Genomic DNA, 25,024 nt, shown 5'->3' on the forward strand with positions numbered 1-25,024 from the left:
GTTACCACTGGTTGGCTTGAAGCAGCCTTGCAATCAAAGCCACTTCAAAAATGGTGGACTCAGCAGGATTCGAACCTGCGACCGCTCGGTTCGTAGCCGAGTACTCTATCCAGCTGAGCTATGAGTCCAGTCTTGCCGCGCATGATAGTTCGCTGAAACATTTTTGCAAGAACTTTTTCGTTTAACTTCAACGACTTAGCGTTCTTACTGCTTACAGCGCCCTACGCAAATAATGGCGGTGAAGGGGGGATTCGAACCCCCGATACCCTTATGAGGTATACTCCCTTAGCAGGGGAGCGCCTTCGGCCACTCGGCCACCTCACCGCAACACGAGGCGAATATTAAACAGGCTCTTCCTCGTTTGCAACCCTTTTTTTGAAAAAAACTTCAAAAAAATTAAAGGCTTGGCTCTTCGTCCTTCTCTTTCTTGATCCGCAGGTAGATTTCTTCGCGGTGAACGGCCACTTCCTTAGGGGCGCTGACGCCAATACGCACCTGGTTGCCTTTCACGCCGAGCACCGTCACGGTGATCTCGCCGTCTCCAATGATCAGGCTCTCGGCGCACCGACGAGTCAGAATCAACATAGCTTTCTCCTTACACCAAACATTCAGGGATAACAGTCTTGGGATGTCAGGGCCTTGCCGTGGACGACGGCACAGGACCTGGATGATCGCCCCGCTGGCAGGCCAGGGCCTGCGTGGCGACCAGAAACGCGAAGGGCGCGGCTAAGCCGCGCCCTCCGGGCAACGCCTTACTCGCCCTGTCGGGCCGGAGCGTCGAGTTCGAACGCGGTGTGCAGCGCGCGTACGGCAAGCTCCAGGTACTTCTCTTCGATAACGACCGAGACCTTGATCTCGGAGGTGGAGATCATCTGGATATTGATGCTCTCCTTGGCCAGGGCTTCGAACATGCGGCTGGCAACGCCCGCGTGGGAGCGCATGCCAACACCGACGATCGATACCTTGGCGATCTTGGTGTCGCCGATCACTTCACGGGCACCGATTTCACGCGCGGTGTTTTCCAGCACGCTGTAGGCCTTCTCGTACTCGTTGCGGTGTACGGTGAAGGTGAAGTCGGTGGTGTTATCGTGCGAAACGTTCTGCACGATCATGTCCACTTCGATGTTCGAAGCGCTGATCGGGCCGAGGATCTTGAAAGCAACGCCCGGGGTGTCCGGCACGCCGCGAATGGTCAGCTTGGCCTCATCACGGTTGAAGGCGATACCGGAAATGATCGGCTGTTCCATGGATTCCTCTTCATCAATGGTAATGAGGGTACCTGGACCCTCCTTGAAGCTGTGCAGCACGCGCAGCGGAACGTTGTACTTGCCGGCGAACTCCACCGAGCGGATCTGCAGCACCTTGGAACCGAGGCTGGCCATTTCCAGCATCTCTTCAAAGGTGATCTTCTCCAGGCGGCGGGCCTGTGGCACAACGCGCGGGTCGGTGGTGTAGACGCCATCGACGTCGGTGTAGATCTGGCACTCGTCAGCCTTCAGCGCAGCCGCCAGGGCCACGCCGGTGGTGTCGGAGCCACCACGGCCGAGGGTGGTGATGCTGCCGTGCTCGTCGACACCCTGGAAACCGGCTACCACAACCACGCGACCTTCCTTGAGGTCGGCACGGATCTTCTGGTCGTCGATCTGCAGGATGCGCGCCTTGTTGTGCGCGCTGTCGGTGAGGATGCGCACCTGGTTGCCCGTATAGGACACCGCTGGCACACCGCGCTTGATCAAGGCCATGGTCAGCAGGGCAATGGTGACCTGCTCACCGGTCGACACGATCACATCCAGTTCACGCGGAACCGGTTGATCGGTGATCTGCTTGGCCAGATCGATCAGGCGATTGGTTTCACCGCTCATGGCCGAGAGCACAACCACCAGGTCGTCGCCCGCTTCACGGTGTTTCTTGACCTTTTCGGCTACCTGCTCGATCCGTTCGATGGAACCGACAGAGGTGCCGCCAAATTTCTGTACGATCAACGCCATTTCAATGGTGCCTCAGCCCGTACCGGGCCTCAAAAAAACCATCCAACATGAAGGAGCCGGCGACTAGACCGCCGGCCCCTTCATCTCAAAGTCCCTGCTCTGCGAACGGCACGGCCAGCGCCAGGGCCTGGTCCAGTGCAGCGACGTCGACGCCACCACCCTGAGCCATGTCCGGACGGCCACCGCCCTTGCCGCCCACTACCGCAGCGGCTTGTTTCATCAGGTCACCAGCCTTGAGTTGGCTGGAGAGGTCCTTGGTCACGCCGGCCACCAGCACGACCTTGCCCTCATGCTCGCTGCCCAGCAGGATCACTGCGTGGCCGAGCTTGTTCTTCAGCTGATCGACCAGGGCCAGCAGGGCCTTGCCATCCTGCCCATCCAGGCGGGCGGCAAGCACCTTGGCTCCCTTGACCTCAACGGCCGCATTGGAGAGATCGTCCCCGGCGGCGCTGGCGGCCTTGGCCTGCAGCTGCTCGAGCTGCTTTTCCAGCTGGCGGTTGCGCTCGAGCACAGCCGACAGCTTGTCGATCAGGTTGTCACGGTTGCCCTTGACCAGCTGCGCGGCTTCCTTGACCTGCTCTTCGGCAGCGTTCAGGTAGGCCAGTGCAGCGGCACCGGTCACCGCTTCGATACGGCGCACGCCCGAGGCCACGCCGCCTTCGCTGATGATCTTGAACAGGCTGATATCGCCGGTGCGCTTGGCGTGGATACCGCCACACAGTTCGACGGAGAAATCGCCGCCCATGCTCAGCACGCGCACGGTATCACCGTACTTCTCGCCAAACAGGGCCATGGCGCCCTTGGCCTTGGCGGTTTCGATATCGGTCAGCTCGGTTTCAACCGGAGTGTTCTTGCGCACTTCACGGTTGACGATGTCTTCGAGGGCCTTGATCTGCTCCGGTTTCACCGCTTCGAAGTGGCTGAAGTCGAAACGCAGGCGCTGACTGTCGACCAGCGAGCCCTTCTGCTGTACGTGCTCGCCCAGTACCTGACGCAGTGCTTCGTGCAGCAGGTGAGTGGCCGAGTGGTTCAGCGAGGTGGCGTGCTGCACGTCGGCATCGACCTTGGCCTCGACGGGCGAGCCGATGACCAGCGGACCGCTGGCGACTACGCCGTGGTGCAGGAAGGCACCGCCGGTCTTCGTGGTGTCGCGCACGTCGAAGCGCGCAGCGCCGGCCTGCAGGAAGCCACTGTCACCGACCTGGCCACCGGATTCGGCGTAGAACGGGGTGCGGTCGAGGACCACCACGCCCTGCTCGCCTTCACCCAGCTGGTCGACGGACTGGCCGTCCTTGTACAGGGCGATGATCTTGCCCTGGCCTTCGGTGGCGTCATAACCGAGGAACTCGGTGGCGCTGTCGACCTTGACCAGGCTGTTGTAGTCCATGCCGAAGCTGCTGGCGGAACGGGCACGCTCACGCTGAGCTTCCATTTCACGCTCGAAGCCGGCTTCGTCGATGGTCAGCTCGCGCTCGCGGGCGATGTCGGCGGTCAGGTCCATCGGGAAGCCGTAGGTGTCGTACAGTTTGAACACCACGTCGCCCGGCACCACGTCGCCTTTCAGCTGGGCCAGGTCCTGCTCGAGGATGCGCAGGCCTTGCTCCAGGGTCTTGGCGAACTGCTCTTCTTCAGCCTTGAGCACGCGCTCGATGTGCGCCTGCTGGTTCTTCAGCTCTGGGAAGGCCTCGCCCATCTCGGCCGCCAGGGCGGCGACGATCTGGTAGAAGAAGCTGCCCTTGGCGCCCAGCTTGTTACCGTGGCGGCAAGCGCGGCGGATGATGCGGCGCAGCACGTAGCCACGACCCTCGTTGGACGGCAGCACGCCGTCGGCAATCAGGAAGCCGCAGGAGCGGATGTGGTCGGCAACCACTTTCAGCGAAGCCTGGCCGTCATTGCTGCAACCGATGGCCTTGGCCGCAGCAGACAGCAGGTTCTGGAACAGGTCGATCTCGTAGTTCGAGTGCACGTGCTGCATGACCGCACTGATGCGCTCCAGGCCCATGCCGGTGTCCACCGACGGCGCTGGCAGCGGGTGCAGCACGCCGTCGGCGGTGCGGTTGAACTGCATGAAGACGTTGTTCCAGATCTCGATGTAACGGTCGCCGTCTTCTTCCGGCGAACCGGGTGGGCCGCCCCAGATGTCGGCGCCGTGATCGTAGAAGATCTCGGTGCACGGGCCGCAGGGGCCGGTGTCGCCCATGGTCCAGAAATTGTCGGAGGCGTACGGGGCGCCTTTGTTGTCGCCGATGCGCACCATGCGCTCGGCCGGCACGCCGACTTCCTTGGTCCAGATGTCGTAGGCTTCGTCGTCAGACGCGTAGACGGTGACCCAGAGCTTTTCCTTGGGCAGGTTCAGCCACTTGTCGGACGTCAGGAAGGTCCAGGCGAAGGTGATCGCGTCGCGCTTGAAGTAGTCGCCGAAGCTGAAGTTGCCCAGCATTTCGAAGAAGGTGTGGTGGCGCGCGGTATAGCCGACGTTTTCCAGGTCGTTGTGCTTGCCACCGGCACGCACGCACTTCTGGCTGCTGACAGCGCGGGTGTACGCGCGCTTCTCGGCACCGAGGAAGCAGTCCTTGAACTGGTTCATGCCTGCGTTGGTGAACAGCAGGGTCGGGTCGTTGTTCGGGATCAGCGAACTGGAGGCGACTCGGGTATGGCCCTGCTCTTCGAAGAAGCGAAGGAAGGCTTCACGGATTTCTGCGCTTTTCATAGGTTCTTCCACGGAAACGGCGGCCCTTGGGGGCAAACACGTCGACGAAACGACGGCAAAGGGCCGCATTATATCGGTCCTGCAAGCAAGGTGCAGTGTGTTTATGCGATAGAAAGCGTCGATTGGACGGCTTTTAAGGCGCTTGCAAACGAAAATGACATGAGCGGATGCTAATTGCAGCCTTTCGCCACTGGCAAGCCAATTACCGCCCAAGGGAAGGGAAAATGGAACAGGCGGTGAATTAAAAGGTTTTCATCCGGGATCGGATCCGAAAAACAGCCGCCGCTTTCAGCGGCGGCTGCGGTTTCAGCCCAGGCGCTGGCCCGAATCAGGCACGATCAGGATGCCGGCGCGCAGGCCATTCTTGACCCTGGGATTGGGGAAAATGATCCGCGCGCCCTCCTCCTCGACCACCCAGCGCATTTCGGCCAGGTCCTCGGCCAGCAGGTAACCCTTGCTCAGCTCGGAGAAGTTTTCGATGTCCGCCGGCAGGTGCAGGTGGAAGCTGTCACTGTGCTTGATGATCTCGCGGGCGACGCTGAACAGCTTCAAGCCGTCCAGCGAGTCGTCGATCTCGGGCTCGGTACCTTCGATGATGTGGATCAGGCGCTCTTCGAGCTTGTCCAGGTTGACCTGCTCGTTCTGCCCGAACGGCCGCGCCTTGCCCAGCTCCAGCGTAAATGCCTCGGCACCCAACTGTTCGTAGGTGAAGGCACTGAAGGTGATCGACGACTTGCTCTGCAGCAGCACCGCCTCCATACCGGCTGCCGCCAGGCGGGCCAGTTCGCGGCGAGAATGCTGGCGCCCCTCTTTATAGGGGTACAGGGCGAACTGCTCGATTTTCGAACCGCGGATGGCGGTATGCAGGTCGTAATGCAGGCGAGTGCGCTCTGGCTTGCTGAAGAACACCCGGGCGAACTGCTCCAGCTCAGCCGCACGCAGCGCCTCGAAGCCACTGGTGAGTTCGTGACGGCCGTTGAACAGCCGGTTGATATCCTGCTCGACGAAACGCTCACCCTTGCGGATCGCTACCGGGTTGCCAAACAGGAACAGAATGCGCGCACGCGGCTTGATCTTGCCGTTGGCCACACCATGCAGCAGCCGTTCGAGCAATTCGATCGGCGCCGTCTCGTTGCCGTGAATACCGGCCGACAGCAGCAGGTCCTGCCCACAATCTTCGTTTTCGGGCGGCCGCACTTCCAGTGCGCCCTCCCCCAGCCAGCGCAACCGCGCGCCCTTGGGTGTCACTTGAGTCTTCTCGGCCGGCTCGTGATCGGTCAGGGTCAGCTCGAGCAATTTGCCAAGGGCGAGCATAGGCGCTTCCTTAGTGGTGGTGGCCGCAGTCGGGGCCATGAACGTGATCGTCATCTTCGCCGACTTCTGCCGGCTCCATTTCCAGCTGCAGGCTGACCAGATTGGTGGCCATCGGGCGCAGCAGCAGGTTGGCGTATTCAGCATCGCCTTCCTCGACATCCACGCCGATCAGCAGCTGGCCACGGCCGTCCTGCTGAACCCACACTTCCTTGCCTTGCCAGACGATGGCAAAACGGGTGCAGGAGGTTTCCAGCTGGGTGCCGTCTACATCTTCGAGGATCAGGCGCAGGGCGTCGGTCATTGCAAATTCTCTCTTCAAGGTTGGCGTTGGAACGGGTACACCGAGCCCAACTTCAGGATCTGGGTCAATTCATCCAGTGCGGTACGGCACTCCAGCAACAGCTGCGGGTCGGCAAGGTCGGCTTCGCCAAGGCGATCGCGGTAATGCTTGTCGACCCACTGCACCAGGGTGTCGTACAGCGGGGCGGTCATGATAACGCCTTGATTGACCGCCGCCAGTTCCGATTCCTTCAATGCCACGCGCAAACGCAGACAAGCCGGGCCACCGCCGTTCTGCATGCTCTGCTTGAGGTCGAACACCTTGACCTCCTTCACCGCGCCACCCTGGGCGGTCAGCTGGCCCAGGTAGGCCCAGACCCGCTCGTTGTTGCGGCACTCTTCCGGCACCACCAGCAGCATCGAACCATCGTCGCGGCTGAGCAGCTGGCTGTTGAACAGGTAGGAACGCACTGCATCCTCTACCGCTACCGCCGCGCGAGGCACACGGATAGCCTGGAAGTTGCCGCCCTTGCTGGCCAGTTTAGCCTGCAGTTGGCCAAGCACCGCGTCAGTCTCGAGGAAAGCGTCCTCGTGGTAGAACAGCACTTCACCATTACCGACCGAAATCACATCGTTGTGGAACACCCCCTGGTCGATCACCGCCGGGTTCTGTTGAGCGTAGACCACACCGTCATCGCTCAGGCCGTGCAGCCTGGCCACGGCCTGGGAGGCCTCCAGGGTCTGCCGCGCCGGGTACTTCTGCGGTGCGGGGTAGCGGCTGTCGAACGCGCTGCGGCCATAGACGAAGAACTCCACCCCGGCCTCACCGTATTCGCGGCAGAAGCGTGTGTGGTTGGCTGCGCCCTCGTCGCCGAACTGTGCCACGGCTGGAAGTGCCTCGTGGTGGGCAAAGTGTTTCTCGTTGTTGAACATCGCCGCCAGCACGCGGCTGGTGGTCGGGTGCTCAATGCTGCGGTGGTACTTGCAGTTGAGGTTGGCGGCGGTGAAATGCACGCGGCCATCGGCGGTGTCGGCACTCGGGCTGACGGTGGCGGCGTTGGCCACCCACATGCTTGAGGCCGAGCAACTGGCGACCAGTAGTGGCATGGCCTCCTTGGCGGCACGCTGGATCACCTCGGCATCGCTGCCGCTGAAGCCCAGGCGGCGCAAGGCAGCCACATCAGGGCGCTCCTGCGGCGCCAGTACGCCCTGCTTGAAGCCCATGTCGGCCAGCGCCTTCATCTTGGCCAGGCCCTGGCGCGCCGCTTCTCGTGGGTTGGACCCTTGCTGGCTGTTGCTCTGCGAAGCCACGTTACCGTAGGACAGGCCGCCGTAGTTGTGGGTAGGCCCCACCAGGCCATCAAAATTCACTTCATAGGATTTCATCGGCTAGGCTCCGTGACCTGTTGTTATAGGGTAACGCCCGGCGTCAGGGTCGCCGGCAAGGCAAGGCTGGCGGTCTCCAGCGAAGCCACGGGATAAGCGCAGTAGTCGGCTGCGTAATAGGCACTGGCGCGGTGGTTGCCACTGTTGCCCACGCCACCGAACGGCGCACTGCTGGCGGCGCCGGTCAGCTGCTTGTTCCAGTTAACGATGCCAGCGCGGCTGCGCAGCCAGAAGTACTGGTAGCGGGCACGGGAATCGGACAACAGGCCGGCGGCCAGGCCGTACTGGGTGTTGTTGGCCTCGTCGATGGCGGCATCGAAGTCGGCGTAGCGGATTACCTGCAGCAGCGGACCAAAGAACTCTTCGTCCGGGCGCTCGGCCACGGCAGTGACGTCGAGAATGCCGGGCGTCAGCAGCGCGGCGTCGGCCTGAGGCTGCCTCATTTCCAGCAGCTTCACGGCACCTTTGGCCAACAGTTCGGCCTGGGCGGCGATCAGTGCCTGCGCTGCTTGCAGCGAGATCACCGAGCCCATGAACGGTGCCGGCTGTTGATCGAAGGCGCCGACGGTGATGCTCTGGCACACCTCGACCAACCGCGCGACCAGCGCATCGCCCCATGCACCTTGCGGCACCAGGAGACGACGCGCACAGGTGCAGCGCTGGCCGGCAGAAATGAACGCCGACTGGATGATGGTGTACACGGCAGCATCGAGGTCCTTGACCTCATCGACCACCAGCGGGTTGTTGCCGCCCATTTCCAGGGCGAGGATCTTGTCCGGGCGACCGGCGAACTGTTGGTGCAGCAGGTTGCCAGTGCGGCTGGAACCGGTGAAGAACAGGCCGTCGATCCCCGGGTTGGCAGCCAGCGCCACGCCGGTTTCACGGGCGCCCTGCACCAGGTTCAGCACACCGGCCGGCAGGCCGGCGGCGACCCAGCAATTGACCGTCAGTTCGGCGACCTTGGGGGTCAGCTCGCTGGGCTTGAACACCACGCAGTTGCCCGCCAACAGCGCCGGGACGATATGGCCATTGGGTAAATGGCCGGGGAAGTTGTACGGGCCGAACACCGCCACCACACCATGGGGCTTGTGCCGCAGCACCGCCGTGGCATCGGCCAGCGGGCCGCTTTTCTCGCCGGTACGCTCGCGGTAGCTCTGCACCGAGATCGCCACCTTGTTGACCATGCTGGTCACTTCCGTGGCCGACTCCCACAGCGGCTTGCCGGTTTCCTCACCGATGCAGTGGGCCAGCGCCTCGGCATGTTGCTTGAGTTGCTCGGCGAATTTTTCCAGCACGTCGATACGCGCTTCCAGGCTCAGTTGCGCCCAGGCCGGGAATGCCTGGCGGGCCGCCTTGATGGCTGAATCAACCTGACCGGCGTCGGCACCCTGCCCTTGCCAGACAACGGCTTGGGTTACCGGATTGAGCGACTGCAGGGCTTCGCCCTGGCCAGCCTGCCAGTTGCCTGCGATGTAATGCGTGGTCATTTTACTGGGCCTCCCGGCTTGCCGACAGCGGCACGGCGCGCACGTTGTCGCCGGCGCCCATGCGCAGGCGCTTGGCGGTCTGCGGGTCGACCACCAGGGTACCGGCGGCCAGGCGCGCAGGTGCGGCGGTAATGCGGCAGTCGTCGCGCTTGCGGTTGTGGATGATGTAAGGGGTGGCGTCATCACCTGGTGTGCCCACGGCCAGCACCAAGGTCTCGCTCTCGCGCACGGCGCGGATCTTCGAGGTTTCGCATTCGATGGCCGGGCCGGCGTCGAAGATGTCGACATAGCCCTGATAGCTGAAGCCCTCCTGCTTCAGCATCGCCAGCGCAGGCTCCGTGTCGGTGTGCACGCGGCCGATGACGTTGCGCGCGGCTTCGGACAGGAAGCAGGTGTACAGCGGGAACTTGGGCATCAGCTCGGCGATGAACGACTTATTGCCCACGCCGGTGAGGTAGTCGGCCTGACTGAACTCCATCTTGAAGAAATGCCGGCCCAGGCTTTCCCAGAATGGCGAACGGCCTTGCTCGTCGGACATGCCGCGCATTTCAGCGATGATCTTGTTGCCGAACAGTTCGGGGAACTCGGCAATGAACAGCATGCGCGCTCGCGACAGCAGGCGGCCGTTGACCCCGGAACGGTAGTCGCTGCGCAGGAACAACGAGCACAGCTCGGAGTTGCCGGTCAGGTCGTTGGCCAGGAACAGCGTAGGGATTTCGCGGTAGATCTTCAGCTCTTGGGAGGCGCTGACCGTCAGGCCGACCCGGTAGTTGTACCAGGGCTCACGCAGGCCAACGGCCCCAGCGATAGCGCTGATGCCGACCACCAGGCCTTCGTCGTTTTCCAGCACGAACAGGTAATCGGTGTCGCCACGCTCGGCTTCGCCACGGAAGCTCTTCTCGGCCCAGCCGACACGGTGACCGAGGCGCTCTTCGTTGGCTGGCAGGGTCGTCAGCCCGGTGGTGCCGGTGCTGCGGGCCAATTCGATCAGCGCGGGTAAATCGCTGCTGCGTACAGGACGAACGATCATGCTATCTCCTTGTGCGGCGGCCAGTGCCTGCCGCGAAACTCAACGTTCCGGCGGGTGCGCCGACGCTCAGGCAGCAACCAGGCGCACGCTGGCACCTTCGCCTACACCCAGAGCCTCGGCCGCCTGGCTGCTCAGGCTGACCGGCTTGCCCGGCACCCAGTCCAGCTCCAGCAGCACTGCGCGGTAGTCCTGCAATTGGCCGTTGCACACCAGGTACGGGCGCCCGCCTTTGACCGGGGTGTCGTCCACCTTGACCGGCACCACGCGGCTCTGGGCGATCGAGCGGATGCCCGAGGCACGCGCATGCAGGGTCGGCCCGCCGTCGAAGATGTCGATGTAATGCTCGGTCTCGAAGCCTTCGCGCATGAGGATGTCGAAGGTGATCTGCGCCCGCGGATGCACCTGACCCATGGCTTCCTGGGCCTCATCGGGCAACAGCGGCACGTAGATCGGGTAGTGCGGCATCAGCTCAGCGAGGAAGGTGCGGCTCTTCAGGCCGCACAGACGCTCGGCGTGGGCGTAGTTGAGGTCGAAGAAGTTGCGACCGATGGCATCCCAGAACGGCGATTCACCCTGCTCGTCGCTGTAGCCGACGATTTCGGTGACTACCGAATCGGCGAAGCGCTCCGGGTGCGAGGCCATGAACAGCAGGCGGCCACGGGAGTTGAGCTCGGCCCAGCCACTGTTCACCAGCTCCGGCAACACATAGAAGCTGGTCAGCAGGCTGTTGCCGGTGAGGTCGTGGCACAGCGACAGGACATGGATCTTGTTATGGATCTTCAGCTCGCGCGAGGCGTGCACGAAGGTCTCGTTACGGAAGCTGTAGAACGGCTCGGAGTAGCCAGCCGAGGCGACAATGGCCGAGCAGCCGGCGAGCTGGCCGGTTTCGCTGTCTTCGAGCACGAAGAAGTAGCTCTCCTCACCGTTGAAGCTGACCTCAGCGGCAAAAGAGGTTTCCGACGCGGCAATCTTGTCGCCCAGGCGGGCGGCATCGTCCGGCAGCGAGGTGACACCAACGGGGCTGTCGGCAGCCATGCGCTGCACTTCGTTCAGATCAGCCATTTGCGCGGGGCGCATCACCAGCATGGTGTCACTCCTTTGGAAAAACGGGCCATTCAGGACGGCACGGAAAAACGGCGGGCGCAGCGGCACCCGCACTGGAATTCGGGTTTCACCGGCCCGGCGCCTCAAGGCATGCGGACCGGTGAAAGGACTGCGGGCCGATCAGCCCTTGGTCAGTTGCGCTACAGCGCGCTCGAAGCGATCCAGCCCTTGGTCGATGTCGGCATCTTCGACCACCAGGCTTGGGGCGAAGCGGACCACGTCAGGGCCGGCCTGCAACACCATCACGCCTTCTTTTTCAGCGGCGTTGAGCACGTCCTTGGCCTTGCCCTTCCAGGCTTCGGTCAGCACGCAGCCGATCAGCAGGCCGACGCCACGCACCTGGCTGAACAGGCCGTACTGCTGGCCGATCTTTTCCAGGCGGGACTTGAAGCGCTCGTGCTTGGCCTTGATACCAGCCAGGGTTTCCGGCGTGTTGACCACGTCCAGCACGGCGCAGGCGACGGCGCAGCCCAGCGGGTTACCGCCGTAGGTGGTGCCGTGGGTGCCGACGGCCAGGTGCTTGGCGATGTCAGTGGTGGTCAGCATGGCGCCGATCGGGAACCCGCCGCCCAGGCTCTTGGCGCTGGTCAGGATGTCCGGGGTCACACCGTAATGCTGGTAGGCATACAGCGAACCGGTACGGCCAACGCCAGTCTGCACTTCGTCGAAGATGAGCAGGGCATTGTGCTCGTCACACAGCTTGCGTGCGCCTTCCAGGTAGGCCTTGTCGGCCGGTACCACACCGCTCTCGCCCTGGATCGGTTCGATCACCACGGCGCAGGTCTTGTCGGAAATCTGTGCCTTCAGCGCTTCCAGATCGTTGTAGGGCACGTGGCTGATGCCGGTGATCTTCGGGCCGAAGCCGTCGGAGTACTTCGGCTGACCACCAACGCTGACGGTGAACAAGGTGCGACCGTGGAAGCTGTTCACGGTAGCGATGATCTCGTGCTTCTCAGGGCCGAAGCGGTCGTGGGCGACGCGACGGGCCAGCTTGAAGGCGGCCTCGTTGGACTCGGCGCCGGAGTTGCAGAAGAACGCACGGTCGGCAAAGGTGGCGTCGACCAGCTTGTGCGCCAGGCGCAGGGCCGGCTCGTTGGTGAAGACGTTGGAGACGTGCCAGAGGGTGTTGGCCTGCTCGGTCAGGGCCTTGACCAGTGCCGGGTGGCAATGGCCCAGGGCGTTCACCGCGATACCGCCGGCAAAGTCGATGAGCTCGCGGCCCGACTGGTCCCAGACGCGGGAACCCTCGCCTCGCACAGGAATGAAGGCCGCCGGAGAATAGTTGGGGACCATGACCTGGTCGAAATCGGCACGTTGCACCGGGGCTTGCTCAACGGACATCTGAGTCTCCTGAAGAGGAACGCTGGCCTGGAAGTGGCGAGCGATGGGGGGATTGTAAGGACTGATCCGCGCCTGTCCTTGCGGCCAAGCGACAACTTGTTACAGCGCAAAACCCAGTTTTACCAAGGCTTTCGGCAATGCGACAAACACTGTCGCAATCGCGCAGTGTACGGGAGAGAGGGGGCTGGGTGAACGGGTGTGCACATTAACAAGAAGGCAGCCTGTACCGGCCTCTTCGCGGGCACGCCCGCTCCCACAGGATCGGTGCAGGGCTTGAAGCTTGTGCAATACCTGTGGGAGCGGGCATGCCCGCGAAGAGGCCGGTACAGGAGGTAGTAGAATCAGCCTTTTTCGGCAGGCGCCGAGCTCAGTTCGAACGGGCTGCTGCTGCGCCGCTGGTTGCGGTCTTCCCGCGGCGTGGCGCCGAAGAAGTTGCGATAGGCGCTGGAGAAATGCGGCCCCGAGGAGAAGCCACAGGACAAGCCGATCTGGATGATCGACTTGCTGGTCTGCATCAGCATCTGCCGCGCCTTGTTCAGCCGCAGCTCCAGGTAATACTGGCTCGGCACGCGGTTCAGGTACTGCTTGAAGATCCGCTCCAGCTGCCGGCGCGATACGCACACGTGCTGGGCAATCTCGTCCGTGGTCAGCGGCTCTTCGATATTGGCTTCCATCAGCAGCACAGCCTGGGTCAGCTTCGGATGGCTCGAACCAAGGCGGTTCTGCAATGGAATGCGCTGGCGCTCGCCCCCTTCGCGAATGCGCTCTACCACCAGCTCCTCGGACACCGCCCCCGCCAGCTCGGCCCCGTGATCGCGGGCCAGCACCGCCAGCAGCAGGTCGGTCACGGCCATGCCGCCACAGGCGGTGAGGCGGTCACGGTCCCAGTCGAACAAGTGGCTGGTTGCGATCACCTTGGGGAAACGCTCGGCAAAGTCGTCCTGCCAGCGCCAATGCACCGCAGCGCGATAACCATCAAGCAGACCGAGCATGGCCAACGGGTACACCCCCGCGGACAGGCCACCGATCATGCAGCCACTGCGCGCCAGCTGCTTTAGCGCCGCCGACAGCGCCGAACCCACCGCCTGGGGCAGATCATCGGCCAGCAGGAACAGTTTGTGAAAACCCTCCATTCGCCCATTCCACGGCTCGCCCGGCAGGCGCCAGGCGCCCTCTTCGGCCGGTTCCGCCTGGAGGAAGGCCAGTTCGTAGACCACTTCCGGATGCACCCGCTGGGCCACCTGCAACACTTCCTCCGCCAGCGCCAGGGTCAAAGGCTTGGTGCTTGGCCAGATGAGAAAACCGATTCGCTGGGTGGTCATAGGGTGCGGTCCGAAACCTTGGGATCGTTCGAGTCTGAGGCGCCAGGGCAGGCTGCGCTCGCTGCGCAGCATGCCCTATTCTGGTGCAAAGGTGCAGCCTTTTACTTCAGGCTGCCGGAGAGAAACTGCTTGAGCCGCTCCGATTGCGGGTTGGCCAGCACTTCACGCGGGCAACCGGTTTCTTCGACCAGGCCCTTGTGCAGGAACACCAGCTGGTTCGACACTTCGCGGGCAAAGCCCATCTCGTGAGTCACCACCACCATGGTGCGGCCTTCCTGGGCCAGCGCCTGCATGACCTTGAGCACATCACCCACCAGCTCAGGGTCGAGCGCCGAGGTCGGCTCGTCGAACAGCATGACCTCTGGCTCCATGGCCAGCGCACGGGCAATGGCCACACGTTGTTGCTCACCGCCGGACATGTGCCCGGGGAAGGCGTCCTTGCGATGCGCCACACCCACCTTGGCCAGGTAGTGCTCAGCCTTCTCCAGCGCTTCTTTCTTGTTCATGCCCAGCACGTGCACCGGGGCTTCGATGATGTTCTCCAGCGCAGTCATGTGCGACCACAGGTTGAAATGCTGGAACACCATCGACAGGCGCGAGCGCATGCGCTGCAACTGGCGCGGGTCGGAGGCCTTGAGCGCACCGTCCTTGCCAGGCACCAGCTTGAGCGCTTCATTGTTGAGCAGGATCTTGCCCGCGTGCGGCTGCTCGAGCAGATTGATGCAGCGCAGGAAGGTCGACTTGCCCGAACCGCTGGAGCCGATGATGCTGATCACGTCGCCTGCCTTGGCCGCCAGGGACACGCCCTTGAGCACTTCATGGCTGCCGTAGCGCTTGTGCAGGTCTTGGACTTCGAGTTTGTACATGCTGTCGGTTCTCACAGAGCGTTCAGTGCTTGCGCGGCGCCAGGTAGCCGAGCCAGCGGCGTTCGGCCATCTTGAACAGGCGCACGAGGATGAAGGTCAGGCACAGGTAAAACACGCCCGCCGTGATATAGGCCTCGAAAGGCAGGTAGTACTGGGCATTGACCGTGCGCGCGGCGCCAGTGATGTCGATCAGGGTGACGATCGACGCCAGGCTGGTGGTCTGCAGCATCATGATCACTTCGTTGCTGTACTGCGGCAGCGCACGGCGCAGGGCCGACGGCAGCAGAATGCGGCGGTACATCTTCATGCGCGACATGCCCATGGCCTTGGCCGCCTCGATCTCGCCATGGGGCGTGGCCTTGAGGCTGCCGGCGATGATCTCTGCGGTGTAGGCGCTGGTGTTGACGGCGAAAGCCAGGCAGGCGCAGAAGGTGGCGCTGGACAGCCACGGCCAGAAGATACTCTCGCGCACCGCCTCGAACTGGGCCAGGCCGTAGTAGATCAGGAACAGCTGCACCAGCATCGGCGTGCCACGGATCACATAGGTGTACAACCAGGCACTCAGGTTCACCAGCGGTTGCTTGGACACGCGCATCAGGCCCAGCGGAATGGCCGCCAGCAGGCCGAACAGCAGCGACAGCGCCAGCAGCTTGAGGGTGGTCAGCAGGCCGCCAATGTACAGCGGCATGGCCTCCCAGACGACGTTGTAGTCGAAGATCATAGTTCAGCCACCTTGACGCCTACCGAATACCGGCGCTCGAGATACTTCAGCGCCAGCAGCGAAATACTGGTGATCACCAGGTACAGCGCGGCCACCGCCAGGAAGAAGGTGAACGGTTCGCGGGTGGCATCGGCTGCCTGCTTGGCCTTGAACATCATGTCCTGCAGGCCGACCACCGAAATCAGTGCCGTGGCCTTGGTCAGCACCAGCCAGTTGTTGGTAAAGCCAGGGATGGCCAGGCGGATCATCTGCGGCACCTGGATGCGGAAGAACACCTGGCGCGCGCTCATGCCATAGGCCACGCCTGCTTCGGCCTGGCCCTTGGGGATACCGAGGAACGCTCCACGGAAGGTTTCCGACAGGTATGCACCAAAAATGAAGCCCAGCGTACCGATACCGGCCACCAGCGGGTTCAGGTCGATGTAGTCGTCATAACCGAGCAGCGGCGCCACCCGGTTGATGATGTCCTGGCCGCCGTAGAAAATCAGCAGGATCAGGACCAGGTCGGGGATGCCACGGATCACCGTGGAATACAGATCCCCCAGCCAGGCCAGCCAGCGCACCGGCGACAAACGCAGCGCCACGCCGATCAGGCCGAGGACGATGGCCAGGGCCATCGACGACAGGGCGAGCTGTAGCGTCAGCCACGCCCCGTCGAGGATGACTGCCCCATAGCCTTTCAACATGATTCGGATTCCTCAGGGCTTGGGAATGAAAAATGGTGCAAACCTCAGAGCCTCTGCTGTTTGCACCATTGCACAGGTGAAACTCGATGTCTTAGTTCGAGTCTGGACCGTAGATGTCGAAGTTGAAGTACTTCTTCTCGATTTCTTTGTACTTGCCGTTGGCGCGGATGGCGTCGATGGCCTTGTTGATGCGCTCGCGGTTGGCGTCGTCGCCCTTGCGCACGGCGATGCCGACGCCGTCACCGAAGTACTTCACGTCGGTGAACGATGGGCCGACGAAAGCGAAGCCCTTGCCGGCGTCGGTTTTCAGGAAGCCGTCTTCGAGCAGCGTGGCATCAGCCACGGTACCGTCCAGGCGGCCGGCCGCGACGTCCAGGTAGATTTCGTTCTGGGTGCCGTACGGCACCACGGTGGCGCCTTTCGGAGCCAGCACTTCCTTGGCGAAGCGGTCGTGGATCGAGCCGCGCTGCACGCCGATCTTCTTGCCCTTGAGCTCGTCGAGGCTTTCGCTGACGGTGGTGCCTTCCTTCATGACCAGGCGCGCCGGGGTCAGGTAGTAGCGCTTGCTGAAATCGACCGACTTCTTGCGATCATCGGTGATCGACATGGACGACAGGATGGCGTCGATCTTGCGCACTTTCAGCGCCGGGATCAGGCCGTCGAACTCTTGCTCGACCCAGGTGCACTTGGCCTTCATCTCTTCACACAGGGCGTTGCCGATGTCGTAGTCGAAACCGGCGATGCTGCCGTCCGGCTGCTTGAAGGCGAACGGTGGGTAGGCAGCCTCGATGCCGATCTTCAGCGGTTTTTCATCGGCCTGCGATACCAGGGAAAACACGGAAAGCGCCAGGGCGCCAAGCAGTGCGAGCTTCTTCATCAGGTAACTCCATCGGTACGGGGCAATACGAGGCAGGGGTAACAGCTGCCCGATATGCGAATGGGTACAACGCGAGCCGCGCAGGGTTCGACCTAGGCCGCAGACCACGAGCGAGTGAGTGGCATTTTAACGACAGCCCGGTAGTCGATATTTCTTCAAAGCGACAACTACTTACAGAAGCGCTTGAAATCGCGGCGGGCGATGTTGACAGCTTTTGCAAATCATGCAAGAGCTCGAGAGAAATAACCTGTAAGCCAAGCAATTACCGGGCCTATTATTGGCAAAGCCTTGCCGTACAGCAAGTGCAGCGTTTCACCTTGCTGAAAATGCCCACGCGATCGCACCACAAGCGATCAGAAATGTTTCCTTGCGCCCCGATCCTGTGCGAAATCGGTGACAGAAGAGTTACCGATGATTGTCGGGTAACAGTAAAGCAAAAACCCCGCCGGTTGCCCTGGCGGGGTTTTGCACCATCCTTGACTCGGGATTATCAGGCCGACGCCAGGCTCATCGCCTTGTGGGTATCGATCAGGTGTTGCACCACGCCTGGATCGGCCAGGGTCGAGATGTCACCCAGGGCATCGTACTCGGCCGTGGCGATCTTGCGCAGGATACGCCGCATGATCTTGCCCGAACGGGTCTTGGGCAGCCCCGGCGCCCACTGGATCACATCCGGCGAGGCAATCGGGCCGATCTCCTTGCGCACCCAGTTCTTCAGCTCCAGGCGCAGCTGTTCACTCGGCTCGATACCGGCATTGAGGGTGACATAGACGTAGATGCCCTGGCCCTTGATGTCGTGCGGCACGCCGACCACCGCGGCCTCCGCCACCTTGGCGTGGGCGACCATGGCGCTTTCGATCTCGGCGGTACCCATGCGGTGGCCGGACACGTTGAGCACGTCGTCAACGCGACCGGTGATCCAGTAGTAGCCATCCTCGTCACGACGGGCGCCGTCACCGGTGAAGTACATGCCACGGAAGGTCTTGAAGTAGGTGTCGACAAAGCGGTCGTGGTCGCCATACAGCGAACGCGACTGCCCCGGCCAGGAATCGAGGATCACCAGGTTGCCTTCGGCGGCGCCCTCGATCAGGTTGCCCAGGTTGTCGACCAGCGCCGGCACCACGCCGAAGAACGGCCGGGTCGCCGAGCCTGGCTTGAGGGCCGTGGCACCCGGCAACGGGCTGATCAGCACGCCCCCGGTCTCGGTCTGCCACCAGGTGTCGACGATCGGGCAACGCTCCTTGCCGACGGTCTTGTAGTACCAGTTCCAAGCCTCGGGGTTGATCGGCTCGCCCACTGACCCCAGCAGGCGCAGGCTCGAGCCGTCGGCGCCGGCAACGGCAGCCTGTCCTTCGGCCATCATGGCGCGGATGGCGGTCGGTGCGGTGTAGAGGATGTTGACCTTGTGCTTGTCAACGATCTTGGACACGCGGGTGATGTCCGGGTAGTTCGGCACGCCTTCGAACAGCAGCGTAGTGGCGCCGTTGGCCAGCGGACCGTAGACGATGTAGCTGTGGCCGGTGACCCAGCCGACGTCGGCGGTGCACCAGTAGACTTCGCCCGGGCGGTAGTCGAACACGCGCTCATGGGTCAGTGCGGCGTACACCAGGTAGCCACCGGTGGTGTGCAGCACGCCCTTGGGCTTGCCGGTGGAGCCGGAGGTATAAAGGATGAACAGCGGCTCTTCAGCGCCCATTTCCTTCGGCGCGCAATGGCTGGAGGCAACCTTCATCAGGTCTTCGTACCAGATGTCGCGGTGCTGGTGCCAGGCGATGTCGCCACCGGTGCGCTTGCACACGATGATCTTCTGCACGCTGTTGGTTTCCGGGTTGGTCAGCGCCAGGTCGACGTTACCCTTGAGCGGGGTGCGTCGGCCGCCACGCAGGCCTTCGTCAGCGGTGATGACGACCTTGGACTTGCAGTCAATGATCCGACCGGCCAGTGCTTCCGGCGAGAAGCCACCGAATACCACCGAGTGGATCGCGCCGATGCGGGCGCACGCCAGCATGGCCACCACAGCTTCGGGGATCATCGGCATGTAGATGGTCACCACATCGCCACGGTGCACGTCCTGGCCGCGCAGCGCGTTGGCGAACTTGCAGACCTGCTCGTGCAGCTCGCGGTAAGTGATGTTGCGGTGCTCGGAAGGGTCGTCGCCCTCCCAGATGATTGCCAGCTGATCGCCGCGCTCTTCGAGGTGGCGGTCCAGGCAGTTGGAGGAAACGTTCAGAGTGCCGTCGGCAAACCATTTGATGTCGACATGGTGGTCGTCGAACGAGGTCTGCTTGACCTTGGTGAACGGCTTGATCCAGTCCAGACGCTGGGCCTGCTCACGCCAGAAGCCGTCCGGGTTGATCACCGATTGCTGGTACATGGCCTTGTAGGTGGCCTCGTCGGTCAGGGTAGTGGCCGCAACCTCGGGACGAACGGGATACAGTGGAGCCGCACTCATCTGTGTTACCTCGGTGTAATAGTTGTTTTTGTATGGAATCGTTTGTAACTGTACCAGAGCGGGAAAAACCATACGACGATGGTAGTAGCGTGACGGGAAAATCTTCATGTGAACGGTGCGGAAGGCTCTAGCCCGGCGCCGCCAGCCCGGCGAGGGAAAAATACGATCACCCCTGAAGGGGGATTGTTACAGAATTTGGAAAAAGGCAAAAAAACTTTATCAAAACGCCATCTGTTTCCCTTAGTTGCTCAGGCATAAGATTCACCTCGCCAGCAACGGCAAGGCGATTAACTAATGGAAACAGCCCCCACGAAGGCAATCGGTTAATCCCCCTCTAATCCCGATAGTTGAACTTTGGCAGTACTCGCGGCGCCACAAGTGCCGCGTGCCCCCTCACGACCTTAGACAGGTAAAATGAAAATGAAAGCTTTACTGGTATTGGTACTTGGCAGTCTTTGCGGCGCGGCGATGGCCGGCGAAGCAAACAATGTCGAGCAGATTCCGGTTGAACAGTACAGTTACTCGCAGCACCTGGACATTGCCCGCGTCATCTCCATGAGCGAAGTGCCCAACGTCTGCGAAGTCGTGCCCGCCCGCATGACCTACGAGGACTCCAAGGGCCAGAAGCACATTCTCGAATATCGCGTGATGGGGAACGGCTGCTCCAACGGCTGATACCTTGAATCGGGGCCCTTGTGGGCCCCATTCGCGTTCTTGCCCGCTCACAACTTTCGAACCGCCATCAACGTTAACGGGCCATTAAATAACCGCTATTAATCCGCTGACTTGCCAAGGGAATAATCCCGCAACTTGTTGGCAATCGTCGTATGGGAAACGCCCAGGCGTTTACCCAATGCCCGGCTACTTGGAAACTCGCCCATCAAACTTTCCAGTACCGCCTTTTCAAAGCGTCCGACAATCTGCGCAAGATCCCCGTCCAGCGAAAACTCGCCCAACGGCTGGCGCACGCCATAGTCCGGCAGACGGATATGCTCGCTTTTCACCACCCCGCCTTCGCATAACGAAACCGCCTGGAACAACACGTTCTCCAGCTGCCGCACATTACCCGGCCAGTGATACTGGCTGAGCTTGTCCATGGCCGCTGGCGCCAGGCGCGGCATGGCGCAGCCAATCTGCCGGCTGGCCTGGTCGAGGAAGTGCTGCACCAGGCCTTCCAGCCCGTCCATACACTCGCGCAGCGGCGGAATGTGCAGCGACAGCACGTTGAGCCGGTGATACAGATCCTGGCGGAACTCGCCACGGGCGCACAGCTCGGACAGGTCGACCTGGGTGGCGCAGATCACCCGCACATCCAGATACACCTCTTCATCACTGCCGACGCGGCGGAAGCAACCGTCCTGCAGGAAGCGCAGCAACTTCACCTGCAGGCGCGGGCTCATCTCACCTACCCCATCCAGGAACAAGGTACCGCCCGCCGTCAGCTCCAGCAGCCCCAGCTTGCCCTCGGCACGCGCCCCTTCGAATGCCCCCGGGCCATACCCGAACAGCTCGGTTTCGGCCATCGACTCTGGCAGGCCGGCACAATTGAGGGCCATCAAGGGCGACTGGCCACGCGGGCTGGCCAGGTGGCAGGCGCGGGCCAGCAGCTCCTTGCCGGTGCCCGTCTCGCCTTCGATCAGCAGGGGTGCATCCAGCGGCGCCATGCGCCGTGCCTCGCGCACCACCGCCGCCATCACCCGCGAACTCTGGAAGATGCTGTCGAAGCCGCGCAACTCCTGCTTGCGCACGTTATAGATGCGCTCACCGATGCGGTCAGCGCGGTGCAGAGTCAGCACGGCACCGGCCAGGGCCTCGCTGTCGTCGTGCTCGGATTGCAGCGGCGCGATATCGGCCAGGAACACATCGCCCTTGACCTTGACGCGCAGGCCGTTGATGCGTGACTTGTTGGCCCGCACCAGCTCCGGCAGATCGAAATCCTCGACATAGCGCGCCAGTGGCATCCCGGGCACTTCGTCGACCCGCACCCCGAGCAACTGCGCTGCAGTGCGGTTGGCGGCGACGATGCTGCCGCCCATGTCGATCGACAGCACCGGGAAATCCAGCGCACCGAGCAACGCATTGAGCTCCATGTGCCGGCGCTCGCTGGGCATCAGGCCGACGCGCTTGACCCCGAATACGCCGGCAATCGACTCGAACTTGGGCCGCAATGCCTGGAACTGCAGATTGATCAAGTTCGGGCAGTGCAGGTAGATGGCGTTGCCATGGTCACCTCCCACCTCACCGCGCAGCACGTTGATGCCGTACTCCACCAGCAGGTTGAGAATGTCGCGAAGGATGCCGATGCGGTTCTGGCAGTGCACTTTGATACGCATGGATGCTCTCTAAGCGGCGAAGTTTTTCAACCTCGCACAGAAAAGTCGTAAAGATAAGCTGACAAAAACGCTACAAGGGGCAGCTTGATGAGCCGGATTTTCCGGCATGCCGCGCATTTTGTAAAATTATCGTTACGCAAGACAGGTCAAACGGCCCCCCGCCAGCAGGGCCTGCCCCCGTGCAAATAAACCGCTGTAGGGATATTCCTAAGCCATGTCGTGGACATAACAAGAAAAGCCCTCACCAGGAGAGCCACATGAAACAGACGCAATACGTGGCACGCGAGCCCGATGCGCACGGTTTTATCGATTACCCGCAGCAAGAGCATGCGGTATGGAACACCCTGATCACGCGCCAGCTGAAAGTCATCGAAGGCCGTGCGTGCCAGGAGTACCTGGACGGCATCGACCAGCTCAAGCTGCCCCATGACCGCATTCCGCAGCTGGGCGAAGTCAACAAGGTGCTGGGCGCCACCACCGGCTGGCAAGTTGCCCGGGTACCGGCACTGATCCCCTTCCAGACCTTCTTCGAACTGCTGGCGAGCAAGCGCTTCCCGGTGGCCACCTTCATCCGCACCCCGGAAGAGCTGGACTACCTGCAGGAACCGGACATCTTCCACGAGATCTTCGGCCACTGCCCGCTGCTGACCAACCCGTTCTTCGCCGAATTCACCCACACCTACGGCAAGCTAGGCCTGGCGGCGACCAAGGAACAACGCGTGTACCTGGCGCGCCTGTACTGGATGACCATCGAGTTCGGCCTGATGGAAACCGCCCAGGGTCGCAAGATCTATGGCGGCGGCATCCTCTCCTCGCCGAAGGAGACCGTCTACAGTCTGTCTGGCGAACCTGAGCACCAGGCCTTCGACCCGATCGAGTGCATGCGCACGCCGTACCGTATCGACATCCTGCAGCCGCTGTACTTCGTGCTGCCGAACATGAAGCGCCTGTTCGACCTGGCCCATGAAGACATCATGGCCATGGTCCAGCAAGCCCAGCAGCTGGGGCTGCACGCACCCAAATTTCCACCCAAGGTCGCCGCCTGAGCGCCTTGCCGATAACAACTCGAAGCGGAAAACACACCATGAATGCCTTGAACCAAGCCCACTGCGAAGCCTGCCGCGCTGACGCACCCAAGGTCACCGACGAGGAACTGGCGGAACTGATCCGCGAGATCCCGGACTGGAACATCGAAGTCCGCGACGGCCACATGGAACTGGAGCGCGTGTTCCTGTTCAAGAACTTCAAGCAGGCCCTGGCATTCACCAATGCCGTGGGCGAGATCGCCGAAGCCGAAGGCCACCACCCTGGCCTGATGACCGAATGGGGCAAGGTCACCGTGACCTGGTGGAGCCACTCGATCAAGGGCCTGCACCGCAATGACTTCATCATGTGCGCGCGCACCGACAAGGTCGCCGAGACGGCTGAAGGTCGTAAGTAAGCACCAGAAACAGGGCCTCAAGGCCCTGTTTTTTTGCCTGTTTTTTACCTGAAATTTGTCCGGTATCCGCCCGCAAAACCGACAAGCGACCGGGAAAAGTTACAAACTGTCATCCAGACTTGTGTATCCTGCCCCCAGCTTTGCGAAGCTTCGAACGCGCCTGGCGCAGACTTTTCACTCACACTTGCGAGGAACGACGAGATGCATGAAATCCCGAATCTTCCCTTCCCAAGCCTGAACCCAGAAGAGCCAACCGTTACCGTCCATGCCGAACCGACGCCTGCCGTCGATCAGGATGGTGACGATCAATCCAGCGCTGACCAGGAATAAACTGCGCACCCCTCCGACTGTGTGAAAACGGCTGACCTGCGGGCTACCCCGTCATCACGTTTTCACACCGTCACGAACCTCTGCCACGAAGACCCCCATGCCTGACTCACCGCGCCCTCTTGCGGTCACCCTGCAAGTCGTTTCCATCGTCCTCTTCACCTTCATCGGTTACCTGAACATCGGCATCCCCCTTGCTGTGTTGCCTGGCTATGTGCACAACGAACTCGGTTTCAGTGCCGTGATCGCCGGCCTGGTGATCAGCGTGCAGTACCTCGCCACCCTGCTCAGCCGCCCCACCGCCAGCCGCATCATCGACAACCACGGCAGCAAGAAAGCGGTCATGATCGGCCTCGCCGGTTGCGGCCTGAGCGGTGTATTCATGCTCGCCTGCGCCTTCCTAACCCAGCTGCCTTGGGTCAGCCTGGCCTGCCTGCTGGTCGGTCGTCTGGTGCTGGGCAGCGCCGAGAGCCTGGTGGGTTCCGGCTCGATCGGCTGGGGTATTGGCCGGGTCGGTGCCGAGCACACGGCCAAGGTCATTTCCTGGAACGGCATCGCCAGCTATGGCGCGCTGGCCATCGGTGCACCGGTGGGCGTGCTGATGGTCAAGAGCCTGGGGCTGTGGAGCATGGGGGTGAGCATCCTCCTGCTGTGCGGCCTCGGCCTGCTGCTGGCCTGGCCGAAGCGCGCAGCGCCTGTGGTCAGCGGCAAGCGCCTGCCATTCATGCAAGTGCTGGGCAAGGTGTTCCCCCACGGCTCGGGACTCGCCTTGGGGTCGATCGGTTTTGGCACCATCGCCACCTTCATCACCCTGTATTACGCCAGCCGCGGCTGGGCCAACGCGGCGCTGACCCTGAGCCTGTTCGGTGCCAGCTTCATCTGTGCGCGGCTGCTGTTCGGTAACCTGATCAACCGGATTGGCGGGTTCAGGGTGGCAATCGTCTGCCTGTCGGTGGAAACACTGGGGCTGCTGATGCTGTGGCTGGCGCCGAATGCCGAGCTGGCGCTGGCAGGCGCTGCGCTGAGCGGGTTTGGCTTCTCGCTGGTGTTCCCGGCACTGGGCGTGGAAGCGGTGAATCAGGTGTCGGCGGCCAACCGCGGGGCGGCGGTGGGGGCGTATTCGCTGTTCATCGATCTGTCGCTGGGCATTACCGGGCCGCTGGTGGGTGCGGTGGCGTCGGGGTTCGGGTTTGCGTCGATGTTTCTGTTTGCGGCTGCGGCGGCTTGCTGTGGGCTGGTGTTGAGCTTGTACCTGTACCGGCAGACTCACCCGCGTCGGGAAAGCTGAGCTTCACTGACTGTGAAGGCCTCTTCGCGGGGCAAGCCCGCTCCTACAGGGGTATCATCACCCTTGGCCGTA

22 protein-coding genes and 2 tRNA genes are annotated in these 25,024 nt (G+C 62.2%); 5 read left to right on the forward strand and 19 right to left on the reverse strand.

Translation table 11 applies throughout. The annotated features are described in order from the left end of the window. Positions 1 to 51 precede the first annotated feature (51 nt). The 18 genes from APH28_RS07755 to acs all read right to left on the reverse strand — a co-directional run bounded on the left by APH28_RS07755 (position 52) and on the right by acs (position 19,563). Positions 52 to 128 (reverse strand) — tRNA-Arg (locus APH28_RS07755). Between the two features lie 105 nt (positions 129 to 233). Next, positions 234 to 324, reverse strand: a tRNA-Ser gene (locus APH28_RS07760). Positions 325 to 396: 72 nt separating this feature from the next. Further along, positions 397 to 585 carry a carbon storage regulator CsrA gene (gene csrA, locus APH28_RS07765; RefSeq protein ID WP_003254503.1) on the reverse strand — a complete coding sequence of 63 codons (189 nt, stop codon included), beginning with the start codon at positions 583 to 585 and terminating at the stop codon, positions 397 to 399. Positions 586 to 752: 167 nt separating this feature from the next. Continuing rightward, positions 753 to 1,988 carry an aspartate kinase gene (locus APH28_RS07770; RefSeq protein WP_027921100.1) on the reverse strand — a complete coding sequence of 412 codons (1,236 nt, stop codon included), beginning with the start codon at positions 1,986 to 1,988 and terminating at the stop codon, positions 753 to 755. An 85-nt stretch (positions 1,989 to 2,073) separates the two neighbouring features. Next, positions 2,074 to 4,698: an alanine--tRNA ligase gene (gene alaS / locus APH28_RS07775; protein WP_060508376.1), complete on the reverse strand. Its 2,625-nt coding sequence runs from the start codon at positions 4,696 to 4,698 to the stop codon at positions 2,074 to 2,076. Between the two features lie 306 nt (positions 4,699 to 5,004). Then, the gene (gene astE, locus APH28_RS07780; protein ID WP_060508377.1) at positions 5,005 to 6,012 is read right to left on the reverse strand and encodes a succinylglutamate desuccinylase; all 1,008 of its coding nucleotides are present in this window, start codon (positions 6,010 to 6,012) and stop codon (positions 5,005 to 5,007) included. A 10-nt stretch (positions 6,013 to 6,022) separates the two neighbouring features. Next, positions 6,023 to 6,313, reverse strand: coding sequence for a hypothetical protein (locus tag APH28_RS07785; RefSeq protein WP_027921097.1), 291 nt, complete (start codon positions 6,311 to 6,313; stop codon positions 6,023 to 6,025). A gap of 14 nt (positions 6,314 to 6,327) precedes the next feature. Beyond that, positions 6,328 to 7,677 (reverse strand): N-succinylarginine dihydrolase, encoded by a 1,350-nt coding sequence (gene astB / locus APH28_RS07790; protein ID WP_060508378.1) that lies wholly within the window; start codon positions 7,675 to 7,677, stop codon positions 6,328 to 6,330. A gap of 23 nt (positions 7,678 to 7,700) precedes the next feature. Next, positions 7,701 to 9,164 (reverse strand): succinylglutamate-semialdehyde dehydrogenase, encoded by a 1,464-nt coding sequence (gene astD / locus APH28_RS07795; protein WP_060508379.1) that lies wholly within the window; start codon positions 9,162 to 9,164, stop codon positions 7,701 to 7,703. 1 nt (position 9,165) lies between these two features. Next, on the reverse strand, positions 9,166 to 10,194 hold the full coding sequence (gene astA / locus APH28_RS07800; protein ID WP_060508380.1) for an arginine N-succinyltransferase: 1,029 nt from the start codon (positions 10,192 to 10,194) through the stop codon (positions 9,166 to 9,168). Positions 10,195 to 10,260: 66 nt separating this feature from the next. Continuing rightward, positions 10,261 to 11,280: an arginine/ornithine succinyltransferase subunit alpha gene (aruF, locus tag APH28_RS07805; RefSeq protein WP_060508381.1), complete on the reverse strand. Its 1,020-nt coding sequence runs from the start codon at positions 11,278 to 11,280 to the stop codon at positions 10,261 to 10,263. A 138-nt stretch (positions 11,281 to 11,418) separates the two neighbouring features. Continuing rightward, on the reverse strand, positions 11,419 to 12,639 hold the full coding sequence (locus APH28_RS07810) for an aspartate aminotransferase family protein (protein WP_060508382.1): 1,221 nt from the start codon (positions 12,637 to 12,639) through the stop codon (positions 11,419 to 11,421). 341 nt (positions 12,640 to 12,980) lie between these two features. Further along, positions 12,981 to 13,961: a transcriptional regulator ArgR gene (argR, locus tag APH28_RS07815; protein ID WP_060508414.1), complete on the reverse strand. Its 981-nt coding sequence runs from the start codon at positions 13,959 to 13,961 to the stop codon at positions 12,981 to 12,983. A gap of 101 nt (positions 13,962 to 14,062) precedes the next feature. Continuing rightward, positions 14,063 to 14,827, reverse strand: a complete 765-nt coding sequence (locus APH28_RS07820; protein WP_060508383.1) for an ABC transporter ATP-binding protein — start codon at positions 14,825 to 14,827, stop codon at positions 14,063 to 14,065. Between the two features lie 22 nt (positions 14,828 to 14,849). Continuing rightward, the gene (locus APH28_RS07825) at positions 14,850 to 15,548 is read right to left on the reverse strand and encodes an ABC transporter permease (protein WP_060508384.1); all 699 of its coding nucleotides are present in this window, start codon (positions 15,546 to 15,548) and stop codon (positions 14,850 to 14,852) included. Beyond that, entirely contained in the window at positions 15,545 to 16,234 is a 690-nt protein-coding gene (locus APH28_RS07830) for an ABC transporter permease (protein ID WP_027921088.1), read from the reverse strand. The genes APH28_RS07825 and APH28_RS07830 overlap by 4 nt, the downstream gene beginning before the upstream one ends. Before the next feature lie 91 nt (positions 16,235 to 16,325). Continuing rightward, positions 16,326 to 17,111 carry an ABC transporter substrate-binding protein gene (locus APH28_RS07835; protein ID WP_060508385.1) on the reverse strand — a complete coding sequence of 262 codons (786 nt, stop codon included), beginning with the start codon at positions 17,109 to 17,111 and terminating at the stop codon, positions 16,326 to 16,328. Positions 17,112 to 17,601: 490 nt separating this feature from the next. Continuing rightward, the gene (gene acs, locus APH28_RS07840; RefSeq protein ID WP_060508386.1) at positions 17,602 to 19,563 is read right to left on the reverse strand and encodes an acetate--CoA ligase; all 1,962 of its coding nucleotides are present in this window, start codon (positions 19,561 to 19,563) and stop codon (positions 17,602 to 17,604) included. A gap of 420 nt (positions 19,564 to 19,983) precedes the next feature. Here acs and APH28_RS07845 point away from each other — a divergent pair, with 420 nt between their 5' ends. Next, positions 19,984 to 20,238, forward strand: a complete 255-nt coding sequence (locus tag APH28_RS07845) for a DUF2790 domain-containing protein (protein ID WP_027921085.1) — start codon at positions 19,984 to 19,986, stop codon at positions 20,236 to 20,238. Between the two features lie 98 nt (positions 20,239 to 20,336). Here the strand turns inward: APH28_RS07845 and APH28_RS07850 are convergent, their stop codons facing one another. Continuing rightward, positions 20,337 to 21,896 carry a sigma-54-dependent transcriptional regulator gene (locus tag APH28_RS07850; RefSeq protein ID WP_060508387.1) on the reverse strand — a complete coding sequence of 520 codons (1,560 nt, stop codon included), beginning with the start codon at positions 21,894 to 21,896 and terminating at the stop codon, positions 20,337 to 20,339. A gap of 257 nt (positions 21,897 to 22,153) precedes the next feature. Here APH28_RS07850 and phhA point away from each other — a divergent pair, with 257 nt between their 5' ends. The 4 genes from phhA to APH28_RS07865 all read left to right on the forward strand — a co-directional run bounded on the left by phhA (position 22,154) and on the right by APH28_RS07865 (position 24,952). Beyond that, positions 22,154 to 22,942 (forward strand): phenylalanine 4-monooxygenase, encoded by a 789-nt coding sequence (phhA, locus tag APH28_RS07855; protein ID WP_060508388.1) that lies wholly within the window; start codon positions 22,154 to 22,156, stop codon positions 22,940 to 22,942. A 38-nt stretch (positions 22,943 to 22,980) separates the two neighbouring features. Next, complete coding sequence (locus APH28_RS07860; RefSeq protein ID WP_060508389.1) at positions 22,981 to 23,337, forward strand: 4a-hydroxytetrahydrobiopterin dehydratase; 357 nt, start codon at positions 22,981 to 22,983, stop codon at positions 23,335 to 23,337. A 201-nt stretch (positions 23,338 to 23,538) separates the two neighbouring features. Beyond that, the gene (locus APH28_RS29105) at positions 23,539 to 23,667 is read left to right on the forward strand and encodes a hypothetical protein (protein WP_256208154.1); all 129 of its coding nucleotides are present in this window, start codon (positions 23,539 to 23,541) and stop codon (positions 23,665 to 23,667) included. 97 nt (positions 23,668 to 23,764) lie between these two features. Continuing rightward, the gene (locus APH28_RS07865; protein ID WP_060508390.1) at positions 23,765 to 24,952 is read left to right on the forward strand and encodes an MFS transporter; all 1,188 of its coding nucleotides are present in this window, start codon (positions 23,765 to 23,767) and stop codon (positions 24,950 to 24,952) included. Positions 24,953 to 25,024 lie beyond the last annotated feature (72 nt).

Source organism: Pseudomonas sp. NBRC 111124 (assembly GCF_001320245.1).
In the GTDB taxonomy this organism is placed as follows: Bacteria; Pseudomonadota; Gammaproteobacteria; order Pseudomonadales; family Pseudomonadaceae; genus Aquipseudomonas.

Bases quoted from the DNA above. Each gene is read 5' to 3' on its own strand.
- astA (WP_060508380.1), bottom strand. From the start codon at position 10,194: ATGATCGTTCGTCCTGTACGCAGCAGCGATTTACCCGCGCTGATCGAA.
- APH28_RS29105 (WP_256208154.1), top strand. From the start codon at position 23,539: ATGCATGAAATCCCGAATCTTCCCTTCCCAAGCCTGAACCCAGAAGAG.
- phhA (WP_060508388.1), top strand. From the start codon at position 22,154: ATGAAACAGACGCAATACGTGGCACGCGAGCCCGATGCGCACGGTTTT.
- APH28_RS07835 (WP_060508385.1), bottom strand. From the start codon at position 17,111: ATGAAGAAGCTCGCACTGCTTGGCGCCCTGGCGCTTTCCGTGTTTTCC.
- astB (WP_060508378.1), bottom strand. From the start codon at position 7,677: ATGAAATCCTATGAAGTGAATTTTGATGGCCTGGTGGGGCCTACCCAC.
- APH28_RS07810 (WP_060508382.1), bottom strand. From the start codon at position 12,639: ATGTCCGTTGAGCAAGCCCCGGTGCAACGTGCCGATTTCGACCAGGTC.
- APH28_RS07850 (WP_060508387.1), bottom strand. From the start codon at position 21,896: ATGCGTATCAAAGTGCACTGCCAGAACCGCATCGGCATCCTTCGCGAC.
- argR (WP_060508414.1), bottom strand. From the start codon at position 13,961: ATGACCACCCAGCGAATCGGTTTTCTCATCTGGCCAAGCACCAAGCCT.
- astD (WP_060508379.1), bottom strand. From the start codon at position 9,164: ATGACCACGCATTACATCGCAGGCAACTGGCAGGCTGGCCAGGGCGAA.
- aruF (WP_060508381.1), bottom strand. From the start codon at position 11,280: ATGCTGGTGATGCGCCCCGCGCAAATGGCTGATCTGAACGAAGTGCAG.
- astE (WP_060508377.1), bottom strand. From the start codon at position 6,012: ATGCTCGCCCTTGGCAAATTGCTCGAGCTGACCCTGACCGATCACGAG.
- APH28_RS07785 (WP_027921097.1), bottom strand. From the start codon at position 6,313: ATGACCGACGCCCTGCGCCTGATCCTCGAAGATGTAGACGGCACCCAG.
- APH28_RS07825 (WP_060508384.1), bottom strand. From the start codon at position 15,548: ATGATCTTCGACTACAACGTCGTCTGGGAGGCCATGCCGCTGTACATT.
- APH28_RS07865 (WP_060508390.1), top strand. From the start codon at position 23,765: ATGCCTGACTCACCGCGCCCTCTTGCGGTCACCCTGCAAGTCGTTTCC.
- alaS (WP_060508376.1), bottom strand. From the start codon at position 4,698: ATGAAAAGCGCAGAAATCCGTGAAGCCTTCCTTCGCTTCTTCGAAGAG.
- APH28_RS07845 (WP_027921085.1), top strand. From the start codon at position 19,984: ATGAAAGCTTTACTGGTATTGGTACTTGGCAGTCTTTGCGGCGCGGCG.
- APH28_RS07770 (WP_027921100.1), bottom strand. From the start codon at position 1,988: ATGGCGTTGATCGTACAGAAATTTGGCGGCACCTCTGTCGGTTCCATC.
- APH28_RS07860 (WP_060508389.1), top strand. From the start codon at position 22,981: ATGAATGCCTTGAACCAAGCCCACTGCGAAGCCTGCCGCGCTGACGCA.
- csrA (WP_003254503.1), bottom strand. From the start codon at position 585: ATGTTGATTCTGACTCGTCGGTGCGCCGAGAGCCTGATCATTGGAGAC.
- APH28_RS07820 (WP_060508383.1), bottom strand. From the start codon at position 14,827: ATGTACAAACTCGAAGTCCAAGACCTGCACAAGCGCTACGGCAGCCAT.
- acs (WP_060508386.1), bottom strand. From the start codon at position 19,563: ATGAGTGCGGCTCCACTGTATCCCGTTCGTCCCGAGGTTGCGGCCACT.
- APH28_RS07830 (WP_027921088.1), bottom strand. From the start codon at position 16,234: ATGTTGAAAGGCTATGGGGCAGTCATCCTCGACGGGGCGTGGCTGACG.